Origin of the sequence: Thioalkalivibrio sulfidiphilus HL-EbGr7 (assembly GCF_000021985.1) — a bacterium.
Classification (GTDB): Bacteria; Pseudomonadota; Gammaproteobacteria; order Ectothiorhodospirales; family Ectothiorhodospiraceae; genus Thioalkalivibrio_A; species Thioalkalivibrio_A sulfidiphilus.
On the sequence record NC_011901.1, the window covers coordinates 596,136 to 614,173 of the forward strand.

At 65.7% G+C, this 18,038-nt stretch carries 14 protein-coding genes; 7 read left to right on the forward strand and 7 right to left on the reverse strand.

Annotation, left to right across the window (positions count from 1 at the left end; all coding sequences use genetic code 11):
- The first annotated feature begins 166 nt into the window (after window positions 1-166).
- The 3 genes from glgX to TGR7_RS02825 all read left to right on the forward strand — a co-directional run bounded on the left by glgX (window position 167) and on the right by TGR7_RS02825 (window position 4,476).
- Window positions 167-2,335, forward strand: coding sequence for a glycogen debranching protein GlgX (glgX, locus tag TGR7_RS02815; protein ID WP_012637152.1), 2,169 nt, complete (start codon window positions 167-169; stop codon window positions 2,333-2,335).
- 376 nt (window positions 2,336-2,711) lie between these two features.
- On the forward strand, window positions 2,712-3,512 hold the full coding sequence (locus TGR7_RS02820; RefSeq protein ID WP_012637153.1) for a hypothetical protein: 801 nt from the start codon (window positions 2,712-2,714) through the stop codon (window positions 3,510-3,512).
- Between the two features lie 121 nt (window positions 3,513-3,633).
- The gene (locus TGR7_RS02825) at window positions 3,634-4,476 is read left to right on the forward strand and encodes a mechanosensitive ion channel family protein (protein WP_012637154.1); all 843 of its coding nucleotides are present in this window, start codon (window positions 3,634-3,636) and stop codon (window positions 4,474-4,476) included.
- A gap of 136 nt (window positions 4,477-4,612) precedes the next feature.
- On the opposite strand, the gene cpdA is transcribed toward TGR7_RS02825, so the two are convergent.
- The gene (gene cpdA / locus TGR7_RS02830; RefSeq protein ID WP_012637155.1) at window positions 4,613-5,413 is read right to left on the reverse strand and encodes a 3',5'-cyclic-AMP phosphodiesterase; all 801 of its coding nucleotides are present in this window, start codon (window positions 5,411-5,413) and stop codon (window positions 4,613-4,615) included.
- Between the two features lie 175 nt (window positions 5,414-5,588).
- Between cpdA and dksA the strand changes: the two genes are divergently transcribed.
- Window positions 5,589-5,993: an RNA polymerase-binding protein DksA gene (gene dksA / locus TGR7_RS02835; protein ID WP_012637156.1), complete on the forward strand. Its 405-nt coding sequence runs from the start codon at window positions 5,589-5,591 to the stop codon at window positions 5,991-5,993.
- 291 nt (window positions 5,994-6,284) lie between these two features.
- Here dksA and argA read toward each other — a convergent pair whose 3' ends face one another.
- A complete protein-coding gene (gene argA / locus TGR7_RS02840; RefSeq protein ID WP_012637157.1) occupies window positions 6,285-7,628 on the reverse strand; it encodes an amino-acid N-acetyltransferase in 1,344 nt (447 codons plus the stop codon).
- Between the two features lie 60 nt (window positions 7,629-7,688).
- The gene (argE, locus tag TGR7_RS02845) at window positions 7,689-8,849 is read right to left on the reverse strand and encodes an acetylornithine deacetylase (RefSeq protein WP_012637158.1); all 1,161 of its coding nucleotides are present in this window, start codon (window positions 8,847-8,849) and stop codon (window positions 7,689-7,691) included.
- 114 nt (window positions 8,850-8,963) lie between these two features.
- Between argE and TGR7_RS02850 the strand changes: the two genes are divergently transcribed.
- Window positions 8,964-10,070, forward strand: coding sequence for a GNAT family N-acetyltransferase/peptidase C39 family protein (locus TGR7_RS02850; RefSeq protein ID WP_012637159.1), 1,107 nt, complete (start codon window positions 8,964-8,966; stop codon window positions 10,068-10,070).
- A 23-nt stretch (window positions 10,071-10,093) separates the two neighbouring features.
- The gene (locus TGR7_RS02855) at window positions 10,094-11,566 is read left to right on the forward strand and encodes a RimK family protein (protein ID WP_012637160.1); all 1,473 of its coding nucleotides are present in this window, start codon (window positions 10,094-10,096) and stop codon (window positions 11,564-11,566) included.
- Between the two features lie 57 nt (window positions 11,567-11,623).
- Here TGR7_RS02855 and TGR7_RS02860 read toward each other — a convergent pair whose 3' ends face one another.
- On the reverse strand, window positions 11,624-12,094 hold the full coding sequence (locus TGR7_RS02860) for a DUF192 domain-containing protein (protein WP_012637161.1): 471 nt from the start codon (window positions 12,092-12,094) through the stop codon (window positions 11,624-11,626).
- Between the two features lie 8 nt (window positions 12,095-12,102).
- Window positions 12,103-12,378, reverse strand: coding sequence for a heavy-metal-associated domain-containing protein (locus TGR7_RS02865; protein ID WP_041442416.1), 276 nt, complete (start codon window positions 12,376-12,378; stop codon window positions 12,103-12,105).
- A 210-nt stretch (window positions 12,379-12,588) separates the two neighbouring features.
- Between TGR7_RS02865 and ilvD the strand changes: the two genes are divergently transcribed.
- Complete coding sequence (ilvD, locus tag TGR7_RS02870; protein ID WP_012637163.1) at window positions 12,589-14,496, forward strand: dihydroxy-acid dehydratase; 1,908 nt, start codon at window positions 12,589-12,591, stop codon at window positions 14,494-14,496.
- Window positions 14,497-14,763: 267 nt separating this feature from the next.
- Here the strand turns inward: ilvD and TGR7_RS02875 are convergent, their stop codons facing one another.
- Both TGR7_RS02875 and TGR7_RS02880 read right to left on the reverse strand, forming a co-directional pair.
- Complete coding sequence (locus tag TGR7_RS02875; RefSeq protein ID WP_012637164.1) at window positions 14,764-15,780, reverse strand: lipid A deacylase LpxR family protein; 1,017 nt, start codon at window positions 15,778-15,780, stop codon at window positions 14,764-14,766.
- 93 nt (window positions 15,781-15,873) lie between these two features.
- Window positions 15,874-17,913, reverse strand: a complete 2,040-nt coding sequence (locus TGR7_RS02880) for a methyl-accepting chemotaxis protein (RefSeq protein ID WP_012637165.1) — start codon at window positions 17,911-17,913, stop codon at window positions 15,874-15,876.
- Window positions 17,914-18,038: the final 125 nt, after the last annotated feature.

Below are 18,038 nucleotides of genomic sequence, written 5' to 3' on the forward strand. Positions count from 1 at the left end.
CCTGTGCAGCCGCCCAAGATTGCAAGGTCGAGAAGCCGGCTTCTATACTCTGAGTTCATCATTCCCGGGCCTGCGCGTGGACAGTGAATCACACGCGTCGGCCATCCTGCACCGATCCCGGAGCATCCGTGTCGCCACCCATCACCTGTCTTCGTGAGGCCCACCCATGAGCCGGACCGGGTTGGCCGTCTGGCCTGGCAGTCCCTATCCCCTGGGTGCCACCTGGGACGGCGAGGGCGTGAACTTTGCACTGTTTTCCGAACACGCGGAACGGGTGGAGTTGTGCCTGTTCGATCCCCGGGGCAAGCGCGAGGTGCAGCGCATCGAACTGCGCTGGCAGACCGACCAGGTGTTTCATGCCTATCTGCCCGAGATCCGCCCGGGGCAGCTCTACGGTTACCGCGTCTACGGCCCCTACGATCCGTCCCAGGGCCATCGCTTCAACCATCACAAGCTGTTGCTGGATCCCTACGCGAAGCAGTTGGTGGGCCAGGTACGCTGGAGCGATGCCCTGTTCGGTTATCGCATCGGCGCGCCCCGGGAAGACCTGCAGATGGACCGCCGCGATTCCGCGCCGGGCATGCCCCGTTGCCAGGTGATCGACACCGCCTTCACCTGGGGCGACGATCGCCATCCGAAGGTGCCCTGGCACGATACCGTGATCTATGAACTGCATGTCAAAGGGTTCACCGCGCTCAACGAGCTGGTGCCGCCGACCCTGCGCGGCACCTATGCGGGTCTTGCCACCGCGCCGGTGATCAGCTATCTCAAGCGTCTGGGCGTGACCGCGGTGGAGCTGATGCCCGTGCATGCCTTCGTCGATGATCGCAACCTGGTGGCCCAGGGACTGCGCAACTACTGGGGCTATAACTCCATCGGCTACTTCGCGCCGGACCTGCGCTACAGCGCCTCGGGTGAGGTCGACGAATTCAAGACCATGGTCAAGACCCTGCACAGCGCCGGCATCGAGGTGATCCTGGACGTGGTCTACAACCACACCGCCGAGGGCAATCAGCTGGGGCCGACCTTCTGTTTCCGGGGTATCGACAACAGTGCCTACTATCGCCTGGTCAATGAGGACCGGCGTTTCTACATGGACTACACCGGTTGCGGCAATACGCTCAACATGCGCCATCCGCGGGTGTTGCAGCTGATCATGGATTCCCTGCGCTACTGGGTGCAGGAGATGCACGTGGACGGGTTCCGCTTCGATCTCGCCTCGGCGCTCGCCCGTGAACTGCACGCGGTGGACCGCCTGGGCGCCTTCTTCGACATCATTCACCAGGACCCGGTGCTCTCCCAGGTGAAGCTCATCGCCGAACCCTGGGACCTGGGCGAGGGCGGTTACCAGGTGGGCAATTTCCCGGTGGGCTGGACCGAGTGGAACGGTCGCTACCGGGATTCCGCGCGCGCCTACTGGAAGGGCGACGAGGCCATGATGGCGGACATGGCCTACCGGTTGACCGGGTCCTCAGATCTCTACGAATCCAGCGGACGCCGTCCCTACGCCAGTATCAATTTCATCACCTGTCACGACGGCTTCACCCTCGAGGACCTGGTCAGCTACAACCACAAGCACAACGAGGCCAACGGCGAGGGCAACCGCGACGGCGAGGCTCACAACCTGTCCTGGAACTGCGGCGAGGAAGGCCCCACGACCAACGGCCACATCCGCGCCCTGCGCGCGCGTCAGAAGCGCAACCTGCTGGCCACCCTGTTCCTGTCCCAGGGGATTCCCATGCTCACGGCGGGCGACGAACGCGGGCGCACCCAGCAGGGCAACAACAACGCCTATTGCCAGGACAACCCGCTGAGCTGGCTGGACTGGGAACTGGACAGCGATCGCAGGACGCAGCTCGGCTTCGTGCGCCGGCTCATCCGCCTGCGCCGCGAGCACCCGGCCCTGCGCCGTCGCCAGTTCTTCCGGGGGCACCACGTCAATGGCGGGCACGTGAAGGATCTCACCTGGCTGCGTCCCGATGGCGAGGAAATGACCGACGTGGACTGGCATCAGCCCTTCGGCCGGGTGCTGGGCATGTTCGTGGCCGGTGATGCCTTCGAGGAATACGACGAGTACGGGCGCAGGATCCAGGATTCGGACCTGATCCTGCTGTTCAACGCCCATCACGCGCCCATCGACTTCCGTCTCCCGGCCGAGCCAGCCCGTACCCGCTGGGCGGTGCTGGTGGACACCCATTTCGAGGACGGGGAACGCGCGGACAGGCGCAATTTTCACAGTCACGAGTACTATCCCCTGCAGGGGCGTTCGGTGGTGCTGCTGATCAACACCAGCCGACCGGTCAGGCCGGCGCAGGACTGCGACGGTCTGATCTAGTGTCCTGAGTCAGAGATTCGTTACATTTCAGCGGGCCTGTACGGGATGCACGGCAAGGCGCACGAGCGAAGGACGGGCAGGCCCATTCGAGCGAGAGCAACGCGGCCGAGCGCCCGTACAGGCCCGCCCGCAGGGAGCCCCGCACAAGACCCAATGCGGCGTTGCGGACTCCATCCATGGAGTCCGCCCTTCGGGCCGGCCTGCGGCCGTCCCCATCTGCTCCCGACAGATGGGTGCGGTCCTTGCCAAGGGCTTGCCATTGCCTGCGGCCCGCGCCTTGCCTTGGGTCTTGTGCGGGGCTCTGAAATGCAACGAATCTCTGACTCAGGACACTAGTGGTGAGGTGCCGGATGCAGGGAATTGAAGAGGAGAGGGTGTGAACGACAAGTCGCAATCCGAGGTCTGGTGGGATCGCCGCGAGGTGCCGGTGGGGGAGGGCCTGCGCTATGTCATCGGACCCCTGACGCTGCAGCTGTTCCGCAGCCGCAACTCCTGGCGTCTCTGGACCACACGCGTGCCGGCCGACGAGACACAGCCCTCAGAGGCGCTGGTGGAGAGGCTCACCAACATGCCTGGCGAGGAAGGCGCCGAGCGCTTCGTGTTCGGCAGCAGTCCCGCGCACCTGCGGTTGCGTCCCATGCTCGCCGACCGGTCCGTGGTGATCCGCGCGCGCCAGTCGGTGTTTGTGCCCCCGGGCGAGGAGGCCATTCTCTACCTGAGCTCACCCGTGTGGATCGCCCTGGATCTTGGCGAACCGGCACGCAGTCTGCGTGAGATACCCGTGTCACAGCTCTCCGACACCTGGTTCGGCCCCTCCACCCGGGAGGGAGAGTTGTGCTACGCGGCGCGCACCCATGCGCGCAATCACCTGGAGCAGGTCCCGCGTCGTCCGCACCGGGCGGTCACGCCGGTGAAGGTGCGCAATGAGGCCAGCACCCTCCTGCCCATCGAGAAGCTCAACCTGCCGGTGCCCTTGCTGTCGGTCTACGGCGACGCCGACAAGGGCCTGTGGACCGAGGAGGTGCATCTGACCCGTTCGGCGGACAGCGACATGGCGGCCCTGCGGGTGGTACCCGGCGTGCCCGTGCATGCGCCCCGGGCAGAGCGGCTGAGCGGGCCGCGCACCGAGCCCGGGCGCGGCGGGCTGGTGCGGGCATTTACGGATCTGTTTGGTTAACGGCGATTCAAGATTCAAGATTCAAAATTCAAAGCTTGAAGCTGCGGCAGGCGCCAAGAACAGCTGGTCTCCCCTTTGAATCTTGAATTTTGAATCTTGAATCGCTCCCTTGGAGCGACTGATGATCGACACGATTCTGAACTATCTGGCCAGCGATCAGGTGATGGGTGCCCTGCGCGCCATCCTGTTCCTGCTGGTGGGCTTCACGCTGGCGCGGGTGGTCTCGCGCCTGGTGCAGCGGCTCATGCTGCGTCGCTTCACGGCCCACCATGCCATGATCTTCCGGCGCCTGGCCTTTTATCTCATCCTGGGCCTGTTCGCGGCCTCGGCCCTGCGCGAACTGGGCTTCAACCTGGCGGTTTTGCTGGGTGCGGCGGGCGTGCTCTCGGTGGCCATCGGTTTTGCTTCCCAGACCTCGGCCTCCAATCTCATCAGCGGTCTGTTCCTGATCGGCGAGCGGTCTTTCGGCGCCGGGGACGTGATCAAGGTGGGCAACACCACCGGCGAGGTGCTGTCCGTGGACCTGCTGTCGGTGAAGCTGCGCACCTTCGACAACCTGTTCGTGCGTATCCCCAATGAGACCCTCATCAAGAGCGAGGTGACCACGCTCACCCGCTTCCCCATCCGCCGCTTCGACCTGCAGGTGGGGGTGGCCTACAAGGAGGACATCGAGCGGGTGCGCAAGGTGCTCATGGACGTGGCGGACAGGAATCCCGTGTGCCTGGACGAACCCAAACCGCTGTTTATCTTCAACGGCTTTGGCGATTCGTCCCTGAACATCCAGTTCTCGGTGTGGGCCAGGCGGGAGAACTTCCTGGACCTGCGCAACAGTATGCAGATCGAGATCAAGAAGGCCTTCGACGCCGAGGGCATCGAGATCCCGTTCCCGCACATGACGCTGTACACCGGCAGCGTCACCGATCCCTTCCCGGTGCGCATGGTGGGGCCGGGATCCGGCGAATGATCGCTGAAGATCAAAAGCCGGAACGCAAAGGGCGCAAAGGGCTGGGCAAAGAGCGCGAAGGAACACTTTTTAACTAAAGAACCCTTGCGACCTTAGCGCGAGCCTTCGCGACCTTTGCGGTTCGCTTTTGGATCTTTCATCGCGATACGGAGTGCATCGCCCTGGACGGTTCGTCCACGTAGATCACCTGGGTGTCGATACGGCCGTCCGGGTGCAGGGTGAGGTGCCGCCAGGCGGGGGGCAGGGCGTCCAGGGCGAAGTCGTCGCTCTCCGGCAGGAACTGCAGGCAGGTGGAGGGGGTGCCGATCAGCCGCACGCCCTTGCGCACGGCCTCGAAGTCCTGGTGGATGTGACCGAACAGCAGGCCGCGCACCTGGGTGTGGCGGTCGGTGATCTGGAACAGGGCCCCGGCATCGGCCAGCTTCATGCGATCCATCCACCGGCTGCCTACGGCCACCACCGGGTGATGCAGGCAGATCAGTGCATTGCGGGCCGGATGGCGGGACAGGGTCTCTTCCAGGAATTCCAGTTCGTCGGCATCCAGGGCGCCCCCGGCATGGCCCGGGATGGTGCTGTCCAGCATCACCACGACCCAGTCTTCCCGGGTGATCACCCGGGCACAGTCGATGCCCGGCGCATCCGCGAGTGCCTCTTCCATGACCTGGGGTTCGTCGTGGTTGCCCGGCAGGCAGTGCACGGGCATGGGCAGGCCGGAGAGCGCCTTGCGCAGTTGTGCATAGGTGGCGGGCACGGGACGTTCGGCCAGATCGCCGGTGGCGAGCATGAGGTCCGCCTGGGGGCAGCGGGCACGGATGTCCGCGAGCACCCGGGCCAGGGTGGCGCCGGTGTCGATGGTCACCCCGTACATGCCTTCGGAGGGCGCGCCCAGGTGCGGGTCGGTGATCTGCACCACGGTGAGGGGGCGGGATCGGCTCATGGTCTGTCCTGACCGGTCTGGATGAAATGGCGCGACAGTATACGGATGCAGGCCTGCACTGCAATGACAGGCCCGGGCGGCTGCCTGTTCACGGGCCTGTGATGCGCGGCGGAACCTGCCTATACTGTCTCCTTTGGGCCGCTGAACCGGCCCCTCCCAGGGAGGCCCGGCCCCCATGCAAGAAGATCTTCCCGAGGGTTATCGACCCTCCGAGTCCGAGCCCTACATGAGCCCGATGCAGCTGGCCTATTTCCGGCGCAAGCTGTTGCAGTGGCGGGATGAACTGCTCGACGAGTCCGAGGAGACCATCCGCAACCTGCGCAACGAGGAATGGCGCGAGCCCGATCCCAACGACCGGGCCAGCCGGGAGAGCGACGCGAGCCTGGAACTGCGCACCCGCGACCGCTACCGCAAGCTGATCGGCAAGATCGACGCCGCCCTGCGGCGCATCGATGATGGCAGTTACGGCTATTGCGAGGAGACCGGCGAGCCCATCGGCCTGCCGCGCCTGGAGGCCCGCCCCATCGCCACCCTCACCGTCGAGGCCCAGGAGCGCCACGAGCGGGACGAGCGGCGGTAGGCGCGGTCAGGTGAGAGGGTTGAGGGGGGTAGGTGTGAGGCTGACGGCGAAAAGCGGTTAGCCACAGAGGACACAGAGGTCACAGAGAACAAGCGATTCGGGTCTTCTTCGCGTAGGTCGGGCTTCAGCCCGACAGCCAATGCTTCGTCTTGCACCGCTGTCGGGCTGAAGCCCGACCTACATATTCATGCCTTGATTTGTCTCTGTGGCCTCTCTGACCTCTGTGGCCAATAGACTTGGGTTTATTGCGTCAGCAAAGTGTGAGGACATTGTGGAAACAATCATGTCGCCTCACGCCTTCCGCTTCACCCCTATCGCCTTGATAAAGATCTTCGAATTGCGCTGATAGTTGTAAAGCTCCCGTCTGCGCAGGGGCAGGGCCTTGATGTCGCCCGGCTCGAAGCCGCGCTCCCGGAACCAGTGGGCAGTGCGGGTGGTGAGCACGAACAGCCGACCGATGCCCAGGGCTTTCGCCTCCGATTCCACGAACTCCAGCAGACGATCTCCCCGTCCCGCGGCTCGATACTGCGGGTGGATGGCCACGCAGGCCAGTTCCCCCACCGCTTCCTCGGGGAAGGGGTACAGGGCCGCGCAGCCCAGCACCACGCCGTCGCGCTCGATGACGCAGAAACGGTCGATCTCCAGTTCCAGCTGTTCCCGCGAGCGGCGCACCAGGATGCCCTCGGCCTCCAGGGGCTGGATCAGTTCCAGGATGCCGCCCACGTCGTCGATGGTGGCCCGGCGCAGGCGTTCGTAGGTCTCGCCGGTGATCAGGGTGCCCACGCCGTCCCGGGTATAGAGCTCCAGCAGCAGGGCGCCGTCCAGGGCACGGTCCACCAGGTGCACCCGCTCCACCGCCTGGCGGCAGGCGTGGATGGCGCTCTTCAAGTGCTGGGCGGTCTCCGGCGCCAGGGTGCGGCGCCTGTCCAGCCAGTCCTGGGCCTGGGCGGCGGTGAGCTGGGTCACCGGCCGGCGGCGGCCGTCGCGCAGGGTCTGGGTCTCGGTGAGGAAGATGAGCTTGTCCGCCTTGAGCGCGATGGCGGTGGCGGTGGCCACGTCCTCGGCGCTCAGGTTGAACACCTCGCCGGTGGGCGAGTAACCCAGCGGCGAGAGCAGGGCCAGTTCCCCCGACTCCAGGTGCCGGCGGATGCCCTCGGCATCGATGCGACGCACCTCCCCGGTGTGCTGGTAGTCCACCCCGTCGCGCACGCCCAGGGGTTTGGCGATGACGTGGTTGCCCGAGGCCACGCGGATGCGCGCGCCGCTCATGGGGGTGTTGGACAGCCCCATGGAAAGCAGGGCCTCGATCTCCACCCGCAGGCAGCCGGCCGCTTCCTTGACCACGGCCAGGGCGTCGCCGTCGGTGACCCGCAGGCCATGCTCGTAGCGAAACTCCAGGCCTCGGGCGCGCAGGCGCTGCTCGATCTGCGGGCGCGCGCCGTGCACCAGGACCAGGCGCACGCCCAGGCTGTGCAGCATGGCGATGTCGTGGATCAGCTGGGGAAAGCTCGCGTCCTGCACCGCCTCGCCGCCGAAGGCGATGACGAAGGTGCGCCCCCGGTGGGCGTTGATGTAGGGGGCGGCGTTGCGAAACCAGTTGATCTGGGAAAGTTCGGGCCGGTTGTTCTTCTTCATCAAGGGATTACCCGGGTGCCTGTCTCAGTGGTCGAGCATACCGGAAGCCTGCACGTAACGTCAGCGTGCGGGCTTGAGACAGAAGCTGGTGATCAGCGAGCGCAGCATGTCCAGGGTCGGCGGGATGCGGTCCAGGGCCAGGTATTCGTCGGGCTGATGGGCCTGCTCGATGTCGCCGGGGCCGAGCACCACCACGTCCATGTCCAGGTCGCGCAGGTAGGGCCCTTCGGTGCCGAAGGCCACCGCCTCGGCGGGGTGGCCGGTGAGCATCTCCGCGGCGCGCACGATGGGCGCATCCGCCGGTGTCTCCATGGCCGGTGTGCCGTCGAACAGGCGGAACACCTCGAGCCCCAGGCCGGTGTCGGCCAGGGTGCGTGCGAGGCGGGTCTCCATGGTCTCGCGCAGTTCGTCCAGGTCCATGCCCGGCAGGGGGCGCAGGTCGATGTGCAGTTCGCAGTGGCCGCAGATGCGGTTGGGGTTGTCGCCGCCGTGGATGTGGCCCAGGTTGAGCGTCGGCGTGGCCACCTTGAACAGGGGGTTGCTGTAGCGCTGCTGCAGTTCGTGGCGCCAGGCGAGGATCTCGGCGATGGCCTTGTGCATGCCTTCCAGGGCGTTGTTGCCGAGGCGCGGGTCGCTGGAATGGCCGGAACGCCCGGTGATGCGCACCGCCTCCATGATGATACCCTTGTGCATGCGCACCGGGCGCATGCCCGTGGGCTCGCCGATGATGGCGTGGCGTCCCAGGGGGCGGCCGGCGGCGCGGATGGCCTTGGCGCCGGCCATGGAGCTTTCCTCGTCCGCGGTGGCGAGGATCACCAGGGGCTGGTGGAACTGATCGGCTTCAAGACCCCGGGCCGCCTCCAGGGCCAGGGCCAGGAAACTCTTCATGTCCGAGGTGCCCAGGCCGTAGAGGCGCCCGTCCCGCTCCGTAAGCCTGAAGGGATCCTGGCGCCATAGGCCGGGGTCGCAGGGCACGGTGTCCGTGTGCCCGGCCAGCACCAGCCCGCCGGGTCCACGGCCCAGGGTGGCCACCAGGTTGGCCTTGTCCGGGTGGCCCTCGATGGGGGTGATCTCCACGGCGAAGCCCGCCGCCTCGCACCAGCCGGCCAGCTCGTCGATGAGCGCCCGGTTGCCCATGTCGAATTCCGGGGAGACGCTGCTCACCGACGGTTGCGCGATGAGCCGGGTGAGCATGTGGGTGAGGCTGGGGAGTTGTTTCATGGTGGTGTGGCCGAGAGACAAGAGGCAAGATACAAGATACAAGAGAAAACCAGCCGTGTAATCGTGCGAATCTTGCCTCTTGTATCTTGCCTCTTGTCTCTAGAGACTTGCTGAATGATCCGCCCCGCCGAAGTCACCGACATCCCCGCCCTGGTCGACCTGGAACAGCGCTGTTTCCAGACCGATCGCCTGTCCCGTCGCCAGTTCCGCTATATGCTCACCAAGGCCAATGCCCACGTGCTGGTCAACGAGCAGGATGGGGTGATCAACGGCTACGTGCTGCTGCTGTTCAGCCGGGGCACCTCCATGGCGCGGCTGTATTCCATCGCCGTGGACGAGAGCACCCGGGGGCAGGGCATCGGCCAGGCCCTGGTGGAGGCGGCCGAGGCCGAGGCCCGGGACCGGGACTGCGCCTACCTGCGCCTGGAGATCCGCAAGGACAACGCCGCCTCCATCGCCCTGTTCACCCGCCTTGGCTATGAACCTTTCGGCGAGTACGGTGACTACTACGAAGACCACATGGACGCCTGGCGCTACGAGAAGTCCCTGGCGCCCCATCTGAGCCCCGACCTGGTGCGGGTGCCCTACTACGAGCAGACCCTCGATTTCACCTGCGGCCCGTCCTCGGTGATGATGGCCATGAAGGCCCTGGACCCGAACCTGGACCTGGATCGCAAGCTGGAGCTGCGCATCTGGCGCGAGGCCACCACCATCTTCATGACCGCCGGCCATGGCGGCTGCGGCCCCTACGGCCTGGCGCTGTCGGCGGCGCACCGGGGCTTCGGCGTGGAGCTGGTGATCAACGACGAGCGCATGCCCCTGGTGGACTCGGTGCGCAGCGAGGAGAAGAAGGAGGTCATGCGCCTGGTCCAGGAGGACATGCTGGACGAGATCCAGACCCTGGGCATCCCGGTGCACTACGGCTCGCTCAGCGTGGACGACCTGCGCGCCCGCTTCGACGCCGGCGGCGTGCCGGTGGTGCTGATCAGCTCCTACCGCATCTACGGCGAGAAGTTTCCCCACTGGGTTGTGGTGACCGGTTTTGACGAACACTTCATATACGTGCACGACCCGTTCGTGGATTATGAGACCGGCGAGACGCCCATGGACTCCATCAACATGCCCATCCCCAAACGCGACTTCGAGCGCATGGCCCGCTACGGCAAAGCCGGGCTCAAGGCCGTGCTGGTGATCTATCCCAAGACCGATACCCTGCCCTGACGCGAGGCCGAAAAGAGCAGCCAATGTCCGACCACGTTCTTCTGATCGAGCAGCCCGGGGACTGGAAACCCCACTTCCCCGAGTACCCGGTGATGCTGGCCCGGGATTACCTCACCAAGGCCCCCGAGACCGGCGGCCGGCAGCTGCGGGTGATCAACCTGTGCCGCAGCAGCCGTTATTTGAGCGTGGGCTACTACTGCTCACTGCTGGCCGAGGCGCGCAACCACAAGGTGGTACCCACGGTACGCACCCTGCAGGACCTCTCCCGCAAGGCCATCTACAGCCTGGACACCGAGGACATCGACCGCAAGGTGGCCAAGGTGCTGGGGCGCAAGCGCGCAGGTCTGCAGCCCACCGCCTTCGAGATGACCGTGTTCTTCGGGCATTGCGCGCCCAAGGAGATGCAGGAGATCGCCCAGCAGCTGTTCTCCATCTTCCGCGCGCCGCTGTTCAAGGTGGAGTTCAAGCTCTCGGGCCAGTGGCGCATCGACGCCTTGAAGCCCCTGTCCCTGCAATCCCTGACGCCGGAGCAGGAGACGGACTTCTTCGCCGCGCTGGAGTCCTATCTCAAGCGTCCCTGGCGCAAGCCCCGGGAGTCGCGTACCTATAAATACGACCTGGCCATCCTGCACAACCCCGACGAGGACCTGCCCCCCTCCAATCGCTCGGCGCTGAACAATTTCATGCGCGTCGGGCGATCCCTGGGCCTGGAAGTGGATCTCATCGACCGCAAGGATTTTTCACGCCTGGCGGAGTACGACGCCCTGTTCATCCGCGAGACCACCCGCATCGACCACTACACCTACCGCTTCGCCCGCAAGGCCGACAGCGAGGGCATGGTGGTGATCGATGACCCGGACTCCATCCTCAAGTGCACCAATAAGGTGTACCTGGCCGAGTTGCTGGCCGCCCACAAGGTGGCCACGCCGCGCACCCTGATCCTGAGCAAGGACAACCTGCTGGCCGCCGAAGAGAGCATCGGCTTTCCGGTGGTGCTGAAGATCCCCGACGGCTCGTTTTCCCGGGGCGTGTTCAAGGCGGACAACCGCCAGGAGCTGGAAAGCATCGGCAAGAACCTGTTCAAGGATTCCGACCTGATCCTGGCCCAGGAATTTGCCTACACGGAATTCGACTGGCGGGTGGGGATCATGAACAAGCAGCCCATCTACGTATGCCAGTACTTCATGTCCCGCAAGCACTGGCAGATCGTCAACCACCAGGCCAAGGGCAATCCCCGCCATGGCGGATTCCGCACCCTGGCCGTGGAGGATGCCCCGCCCGAGGTGGTCAAGACCGCCCTGCGCGCCGCCAACCTGATCGGCGACGGTCTCTACGGCGTGGATCTGAAACAGACCCAGAAGGGCGTGGTGGTGATCGAGGTCAACGACAACCCCAACCTGGACGCGGGCGTGGAGGATGCGGTGCTCAAGGACGAACTCTACAAGCGCATCCTGGAAGACTTCGTGCGCCGTTTGGATCGTAAGCGCAAGCGGTGAATTGGACAGGTTGAAAAGCGTTCAACGAAAGACGCGCGTCTTTGCGTTGGGTTTTCCTCAAGGCAACCCCAGCACGCGATCCCCGGCGCCGATGCCCCGGCGTTCGAACCAGCCCTGTTCCATTTCCAGCGCGTAGCGCACCTCGCGCACGGCCTCGTGCACACGGGTGCTGTGGGGCTGCATGTGGGCAATGTTGGCGATGCGTCCCTCGGCATCGATGAAGGCCACCGACAGGGGCAGGGGGGTGTTGAACATCCACATGGCATAGCGCGCCGGTTCCTCCCAGACGAACAGCATGCCGTGGTTCTCCGCCAGGGATTCGCGGAACATGAGCCCGTGGCGTCGGGCGGATTCCGTGTCCGCCACCTCGGCCGTGATCACCTGCTCGCCGATGCGAAGCTCGATGACCGGGAGTCCGGTCTGGGGCAGGCCCTGGGGCTGGCGCGCGTCCGCCAGGGTCGCGAGCAGGCCGAAGACCAGCAGCGCAGCTGTCAGCCAGGCGAGCCGGGTGGGCAGGGCGGTCCGCATGGGGCGGGCTACTTGTCGTCGCCCATGCGCCCCACGGCGCAGCTCACGAAGGACTTGGCCTTGGCCTTCAGCGCCTGCATCCCTTCCACGGAGCCCTTCTCCGGGTAGCCCAGTTTGGTCAGGCGGGCCACCAGCTCGGCGCGGATGTCCTCGCCGGCCTCCACGCTCACCCGGCCCTCGGCCACGTCCACCTCGACGGACTGCACCCGCGGATCCTCCGACAGGCCTTTTTTGATGCTGCCGGCGCAGCCGCCGCACTTGATGTTTTCCACGTCGATGGTCAGTTGCATGGTTTCTGCTCCCGTGTAAGTGGCTGGGTACGCATAGGGCGCCCCGTGGGCGCCATCTCGATGGCTAAGGCGGCGCCCACGGGGCGCCCTATGTCGTCCATGTTAGGGCGATTCCCTCCCGGGAGCGAGGGCATGGTGTGGCCCGGTGTCCTGCCGGTGTAAAATGTATGGCTCAGCAGCCGAATTCAAGACCCGGAGTTTCCCATGCCCCAGTATCGTTCCCGCACCACCACCCATGGCCGCAACATGGCCGGCGCCCGGGCCCTGTGGCGCGCCACGGGCATGAAGGACGGCGACTTCGACAAGCCCATCATCGCCATCGCCAACTCCTTCACCCAGTTCGTGCCCGGCCACGTGCACCTGAAGGACCTGGGCCAGATGGTGGCCCGGGAGATCGAGAAGGCCGGCGGCGTGGCCAAGGAGTTCAACACCATCGCCGTGGACGATGGTATCGCCATGGGTCACGGCGGCATGCTCTATTCCCTGCCTTCCCGGGAGATCATCGCCGACGCCGTGGAGTACATGGTCAACGCCCACTGCGCCGACGCCCTGGTGTGCATCTCCAACTGCGACAAGATCACCCCCGGGATGCTCAATGCCGCGCTGCGCCTGAACATCCCCGTTGTGTTCGTCTCCGGCGGCCCGATGGAATCCGGCAAGGCGATCATCGGTGGCAAGGAGGTGCACCTGGACCTGGTGGACGCCATGGTCTCCGCCGCCAATCCGAAAGAGTCCGATGCGGACGTGATGGAAATGGAACGCTCGGCCTGCCCCACCTGCGGCTCCTGCTCGGGCATGTTCACCGCCAACTCCATGAACTGCCTGACCGAGGCCCTGGGCCTGTCCCTGCCGGGCAACGGCTCGACCCTGGCCACCCACGCCGATCGCCGGGAACTGTTCCTGAGGGCCGGGCGGCTGGTGGTGGAGCTGGCCAAACGCTATTACGAGCAGGACGACGCATCGGTCCTGCCCCGATCCATCGCCAGCTTCGAGGCCTTCGAGAACGCCATGTGCCTGGACATCGCCATGGGCGGTTCCACCAACACCGTGCTGCATCTGCTGGCCGCGGCCCAGGAGGCGGGGGTGGATTTCACCATGGCCGACATCGACCGCCTGTCACGCAAGGTGCCGAATATCTGCAAGGTCGCGCCGGCCACCCAGAAATACCACATGGAGGACGTGCACCGGGCCGGCGGCGTGATGGGCATCCTGGGCGAGCTGGACCGCGGCGGCCTGCTGCACCGCGACGTGCCCACCGTGCACAGCCGGACCCTGGGTGAGGCCCTGGAGACCTACGACGTGATGCGTACCGGCGACGAGGCGGTGAAGACCTTCTTCCGCGCCGGCCCCGGCAACGTGCGCACCACCGAGGCCTTCAGCCAGGACAAGCGCTGGCCGAGTCTTGACCTGGACCGGGAGAACGGCTGCATCCGCGACATCGAGCACGCCTACAGCCGGGACGGCGGCCTGGCCGTGCTCTACGGCAACATCGCCCCCGAGGGCTGCGTGGTGAAGACCGCGGGCGTGGACATGAGCATGTTCGAGGCCCACGAGCTGCGCTACACCACCAGCGTGCCCACTTCCACGTTGCGCGGCTTCGTGGGTCCGGCGCGCATCTTCGAAAGCCAGGACGCGGCCGTGGAGGCGATCCTGGGCGACCGGATCAAGTCCGGCGATGTGGTCATCATCCGCTACGAGGGGCCGCGCGGCGGACCGGGTATGCAGGAGATGCTCTACCCCACCAGCTATCTCAAGTCCAAGGGCCTGGGCAAGGAGTGCGCGCTGATCACCGACGGGCGCTTCTCCGGCGGCACCTCCGGCCTGTCCATCGGCCATGTCTCGCCTGAGGCGGCCGAGGGCGGCCCCATCGGTCTGGTGGAGGAGGGCGACCTGATCGAGATCGACATCCCGGGCCGGAACATCAACGTGGCGGTCTCCGACGAAGTGCTGGCCGAGCGCCGCAGGGCCATGGAGGCCAAGGGTAGCGATGCCTGGAAGCCGATCGGCCGCGAGCGGGTGGTGTCGAACGCCCTGAAGGCCTACGCCGCCATGACCACCTCCGCCTCGCGGGGCGCGGTGCGGGATGTGTCTCAGCTTGAGAGAAAACGGTAGGGGAAGGCGATTTGCCACAGAGGACACAGAGGTCACAGAGGAAAATCATGGCATGGCATGCGTAGGTCGGGCTGAAGCCCGACCTGTCCATGCTTCGAGAGGCACCGCTGTCGGGCTTAAGCCCGACCAACGCAAAGAACACCCGAATCGCTTTTTCTCTGTGACCTCTGTGCCCTCTGTGGCAAAAAGGTCTTTGGTCGAGTGTTAGTGAAAAGAGATGGCCAGCAGCGCTCAGTAGTACCGATCACGCTCCCATCTCACGCCCCATCAATGAATCCACGAAATCGACAGGGCGCCGAAATTCTGCCGGCTCTCCTGGCTCCTGAACTCCCGGGTGCGCACCACGTGGGTGTAGGAGACACGCACGTGTTCCATGCCCAGGGCAAAACCCAGGAACAGATCCCCCACCCAGGGATCCTTGTCCACGCTTGGACTGTCCCTCCAGGTGTTGCCGTCCAGGAACAGGTCCACGCCGACCAGGCGCACGTCCACCCCCGCGAATCCGTAGCCATGCAGCCCCGGCCGTGACTGGAAGATGCCGGAGCCCGCCAGGCCAGGCTGGATGCGGGGCGGGCCGTAGTCCCAGGGCAGGTCCCGGCCTGCGCGGATCGTGAAGCCGGCGTTGAGGAAGGTGAAGGGCGTGCCGAGACTGCCGCCGGCGTGGGGCGTGAAGTCCGCCTCCCAGCCACCCTGGCCGATGCCCCGGTCCAGCGCATGCCACTGGCGCTCGTAACTCAGCATCAGGGTGGGTTCGTTGTGCAGCTGGTACTCCCAGCCCCGGGGCCACGCCGGGCCTGTGACCTCGTGAATCAGCCGCTGGGTACGGTCCACCAGAGAGGCGGGACCCACCACGCCCACGGTCAGGTGCAGCCGGTCCAGCCGATGGTCCGTGATGCCGTCCAGGCCAGCCGTGAAGTGCAGCCAGCCGGCATAGGGCCGGTCTTCCGGGTTCGGGGGCAGCGCGTCCTTGTCCGCTGGGGTATAGGCGTTCTGGCCCAGGGCGGTGGTGGTGCCCAGACGGGTCTCTGCGGTGAACATAGGCAGGGCATCGGCCAGCGTGCGTGCCCAGGGTGTTGCCTTGCCCGGGGCACGAATCCGGGTCACCCGCAGTCCGCCCGTGTAGTAGCGGTCGGTGCCGGCGAACCAGTCGTTTTCGATGTCGAGCACCCAGAGGTTCTGGCGTTCGGGAGGGTGTGCGGCCTGTGCCGGTGACGCCAGCCAGTACAAGGTAAGGGCCAGGCTCGCCTGGAGTAACAACAGCAGTGGCGTTGTCGTGCGTGGCATGGACGGGGGCTCGGTGCGTGAATCCTCCGTGGTGTGTCCTGAGTATGGCATGCCGGCGCCTGCCAGGGGCGCCGGCATGGATGTGGCCCGCCGTCAGGATGGGCGGTGAGAGATGGTGAAGTTGCCCGCCCGGGACTGAAGCTCGGCGGCCAGCCGGGCCAGCTCATCGCTGGCTGAGGTGGTCTGCTCGGCGCCGCTGGCGGTCTGCTCAGCGATCTCCCTGATGCTGATGATGCTGCGGTTCATCTGCTCCGTGGTGGCACTCTGCTGCTCCGCCGCCGAGGCGATCTGGGTGTTCATCTCGTTGATGGTGGCCACGGCGCGGGTGATGGCCTCCAGGGCCTCGGCCGCCTCGTTGGCCTGCTCGACACCCTGCTGGGCGCGTTCCCGGCTCGCGCCCATCGCCTTGACCGCCTCCCGGGCGCCGCTTTGCAGACGCTCGATCATCTCCTCGATCTCCTGGGTGGACTGCTGGGTGCGCGAGGCGAGTGTACGCACCTCGTCGGCGACCACGGCGAAACCCCGGCCCTGTTCCCCTGCGCGGGCCGCCTCGATGGCGGCATTCAGCGCCAGCAGATTGGTCTGCTCGGCGATGCCCTTGATGACGTCCAGCACCGCGCCGATCGTCTCACTGTCAGCAGACACGCGTCTGATGACCTCGGCGGCCTTTTCCACCTCGCTGGCGAGACCGGTGATGGCCTGGGAGGTGGATTTGACCACCTGCAGTCCGCCCTTGGCCTCGTTGTCGGTGTTGCTGGCGGCACCGGCGGCACCGGCGGCGTTGCTGGCGACCTCCTGCACCGTGGCGGTCATCTCGTTCATGGCCGTGGCCACCTGATCGGTCTCCTGGCGCTGACGGTCCACGTTGCGGGCGCTGTCCTTGGACACCGCGGCCACTTCCTCCGAGGCGGAGGCCAGCTGGCTGGTGGCGCTGACGATCTGCTGGATCAACGCCTCGAACTGCTCGGCCATGTCATTGAAGCGTTGTGCCACCTGCCCCATCTCGTCGCGGGCGTTCAGGCTCACCCGGGTGGTCAGATCGCCGCCCGCCATGCGCCGGGTGGCATCACCAATGCGCTGTACGCTGGTGTGGATGGACAGGTATAGGCCGATGAACAGATAGGCGACCAGCAACAGGACGCCGGCCACCACCACGAGTGCCAGGTTGCGGGTCGCGGTCTGGTTTCGGATGCGGGTGGTGAACAGGTTGTCGAGTACCGGCACCATGGCGTCATAGAGGCGATAGGTCTCGGTGATGGAACGGGTGCCCGCATCGAACACCTGGGGACCACTCACGGTGATGTTCTGCACATCCAGGAGTTGCTCCTGAAGCATGCGCGAAAAATCAGCCACCGCCTGGTTGTTAGCCTCGACCAGTCGGCCGAGGCTGCTGGACAGGGTCGGATTGGCGTTGAATGCCGCCTCCAGACCCGAGCGCAGATCGCGGTCGAGGCTGCGCATGTTGCTGCTCAGCACCGCTAGCCGCACACGCTGTTCTGGGCTGAGTTGTCCTGCGGCGGCGGCGCCGGAACCCAGGGCGCGGGCCTGTCCCATGGTCTCGGTGAGGCCCAGCAGGCGATTGACCAGGGCGTCACCCAGGTAATAACTGTCCAGGTCCGGGTCCAGGGTGATGTTGGAAGTGTCGGCCACGTGGCTGATCAGGGCCATGGTCATGGCAATCAGGTCCGTATGGCGCCGGACGCTTTCCGCAGGCGCGAGGTTCTCACTGGCGGACTTGATCTCGCCCCAGGCGCGCTGGATCTCGGCCAGACGGTTGCCTGTCTCAAGCTGTCCACCCAGGCGGGCATCCACCTCCGAGAGTTCCGCCAGGGCGCGGTCAACCCGGTCGCGAATCTCCTGCGCCTGGGTGCGGGCGCCGGTGTTGCCAGCCAGCACCGTGGCCATGATGCCGCGATGCTGCTGCATGAATTCGATCGGCTGGCGGACGGACTGGATGTAGCTCAGCCCCTGGCGCTCGCTGTGCAGAAATCCAATGGTGCTGTTGATGTTGCTGATGGTGAGGCTGCTCAGGAGCAGCAGGGGCAACAGCACCAGCACGAAGATCAGGGCGAACTTCACCGGGTAGCGGAAGCGATCCATCAGCCAGGTGGCGGGTTTCAGCAGGGTTTCCATGGACGAGTCCTCGAGCGGGCGAACAATTGGGTGATATGCACACTTAATATAAGGTTTATTTTGGTGCGTATGCACCTTTATCGGGCGTTCGAGGGAATTCTTGAGGCCAGAGGGGCGGATATTCG

Excerpts from the sequence above, each read along its gene's own strand:
- glgX (WP_012637152.1), top strand. The coding sequence starts at position 167 with ATGAGCCGGACCGGGTTGGCCGTCTGGCCTGGCAGTCCCTATCCCCTG.
- TGR7_RS02825 (WP_012637154.1), top strand. The coding sequence starts at position 3,634 with ATGATCGACACGATTCTGAACTATCTGGCCAGCGATCAGGTGATGGGT.
- cpdA (WP_012637155.1), bottom strand. The coding sequence starts at position 5,413 with ATGAGCCGATCCCGCCCCCTCACCGTGGTGCAGATCACCGACCCGCAC.
- dksA (WP_012637156.1), top strand. The coding sequence starts at position 5,589 with ATGCAAGAAGATCTTCCCGAGGGTTATCGACCCTCCGAGTCCGAGCCC.
- argA (WP_012637157.1), bottom strand. The coding sequence starts at position 7,628 with ATGAAGAAGAACAACCGGCCCGAACTTTCCCAGATCAACTGGTTTCGC.
- argE (WP_012637158.1), bottom strand. The coding sequence starts at position 8,849 with ATGAAACAACTCCCCAGCCTCACCCACATGCTCACCCGGCTCATCGCG.
- TGR7_RS02850 (WP_012637159.1), top strand. The coding sequence starts at position 8,964 with ATGATCCGCCCCGCCGAAGTCACCGACATCCCCGCCCTGGTCGACCTG.
- TGR7_RS02855 (WP_012637160.1), top strand. The coding sequence starts at position 10,094 with ATGTCCGACCACGTTCTTCTGATCGAGCAGCCCGGGGACTGGAAACCC.
- TGR7_RS02860 (WP_012637161.1), bottom strand. The coding sequence starts at position 12,094 with ATGCGGACCGCCCTGCCCACCCGGCTCGCCTGGCTGACAGCTGCGCTG.
- ilvD (WP_012637163.1), top strand. The coding sequence starts at position 12,589 with ATGCCCCAGTATCGTTCCCGCACCACCACCCATGGCCGCAACATGGCC.
- TGR7_RS02875 (WP_012637164.1), bottom strand. The coding sequence starts at position 15,780 with ATGCCACGCACGACAACGCCACTGCTGTTGTTACTCCAGGCGAGCCTG.
- TGR7_RS02880 (WP_012637165.1), bottom strand. The coding sequence starts at position 17,913 with ATGGAAACCCTGCTGAAACCCGCCACCTGGCTGATGGATCGCTTCCGC.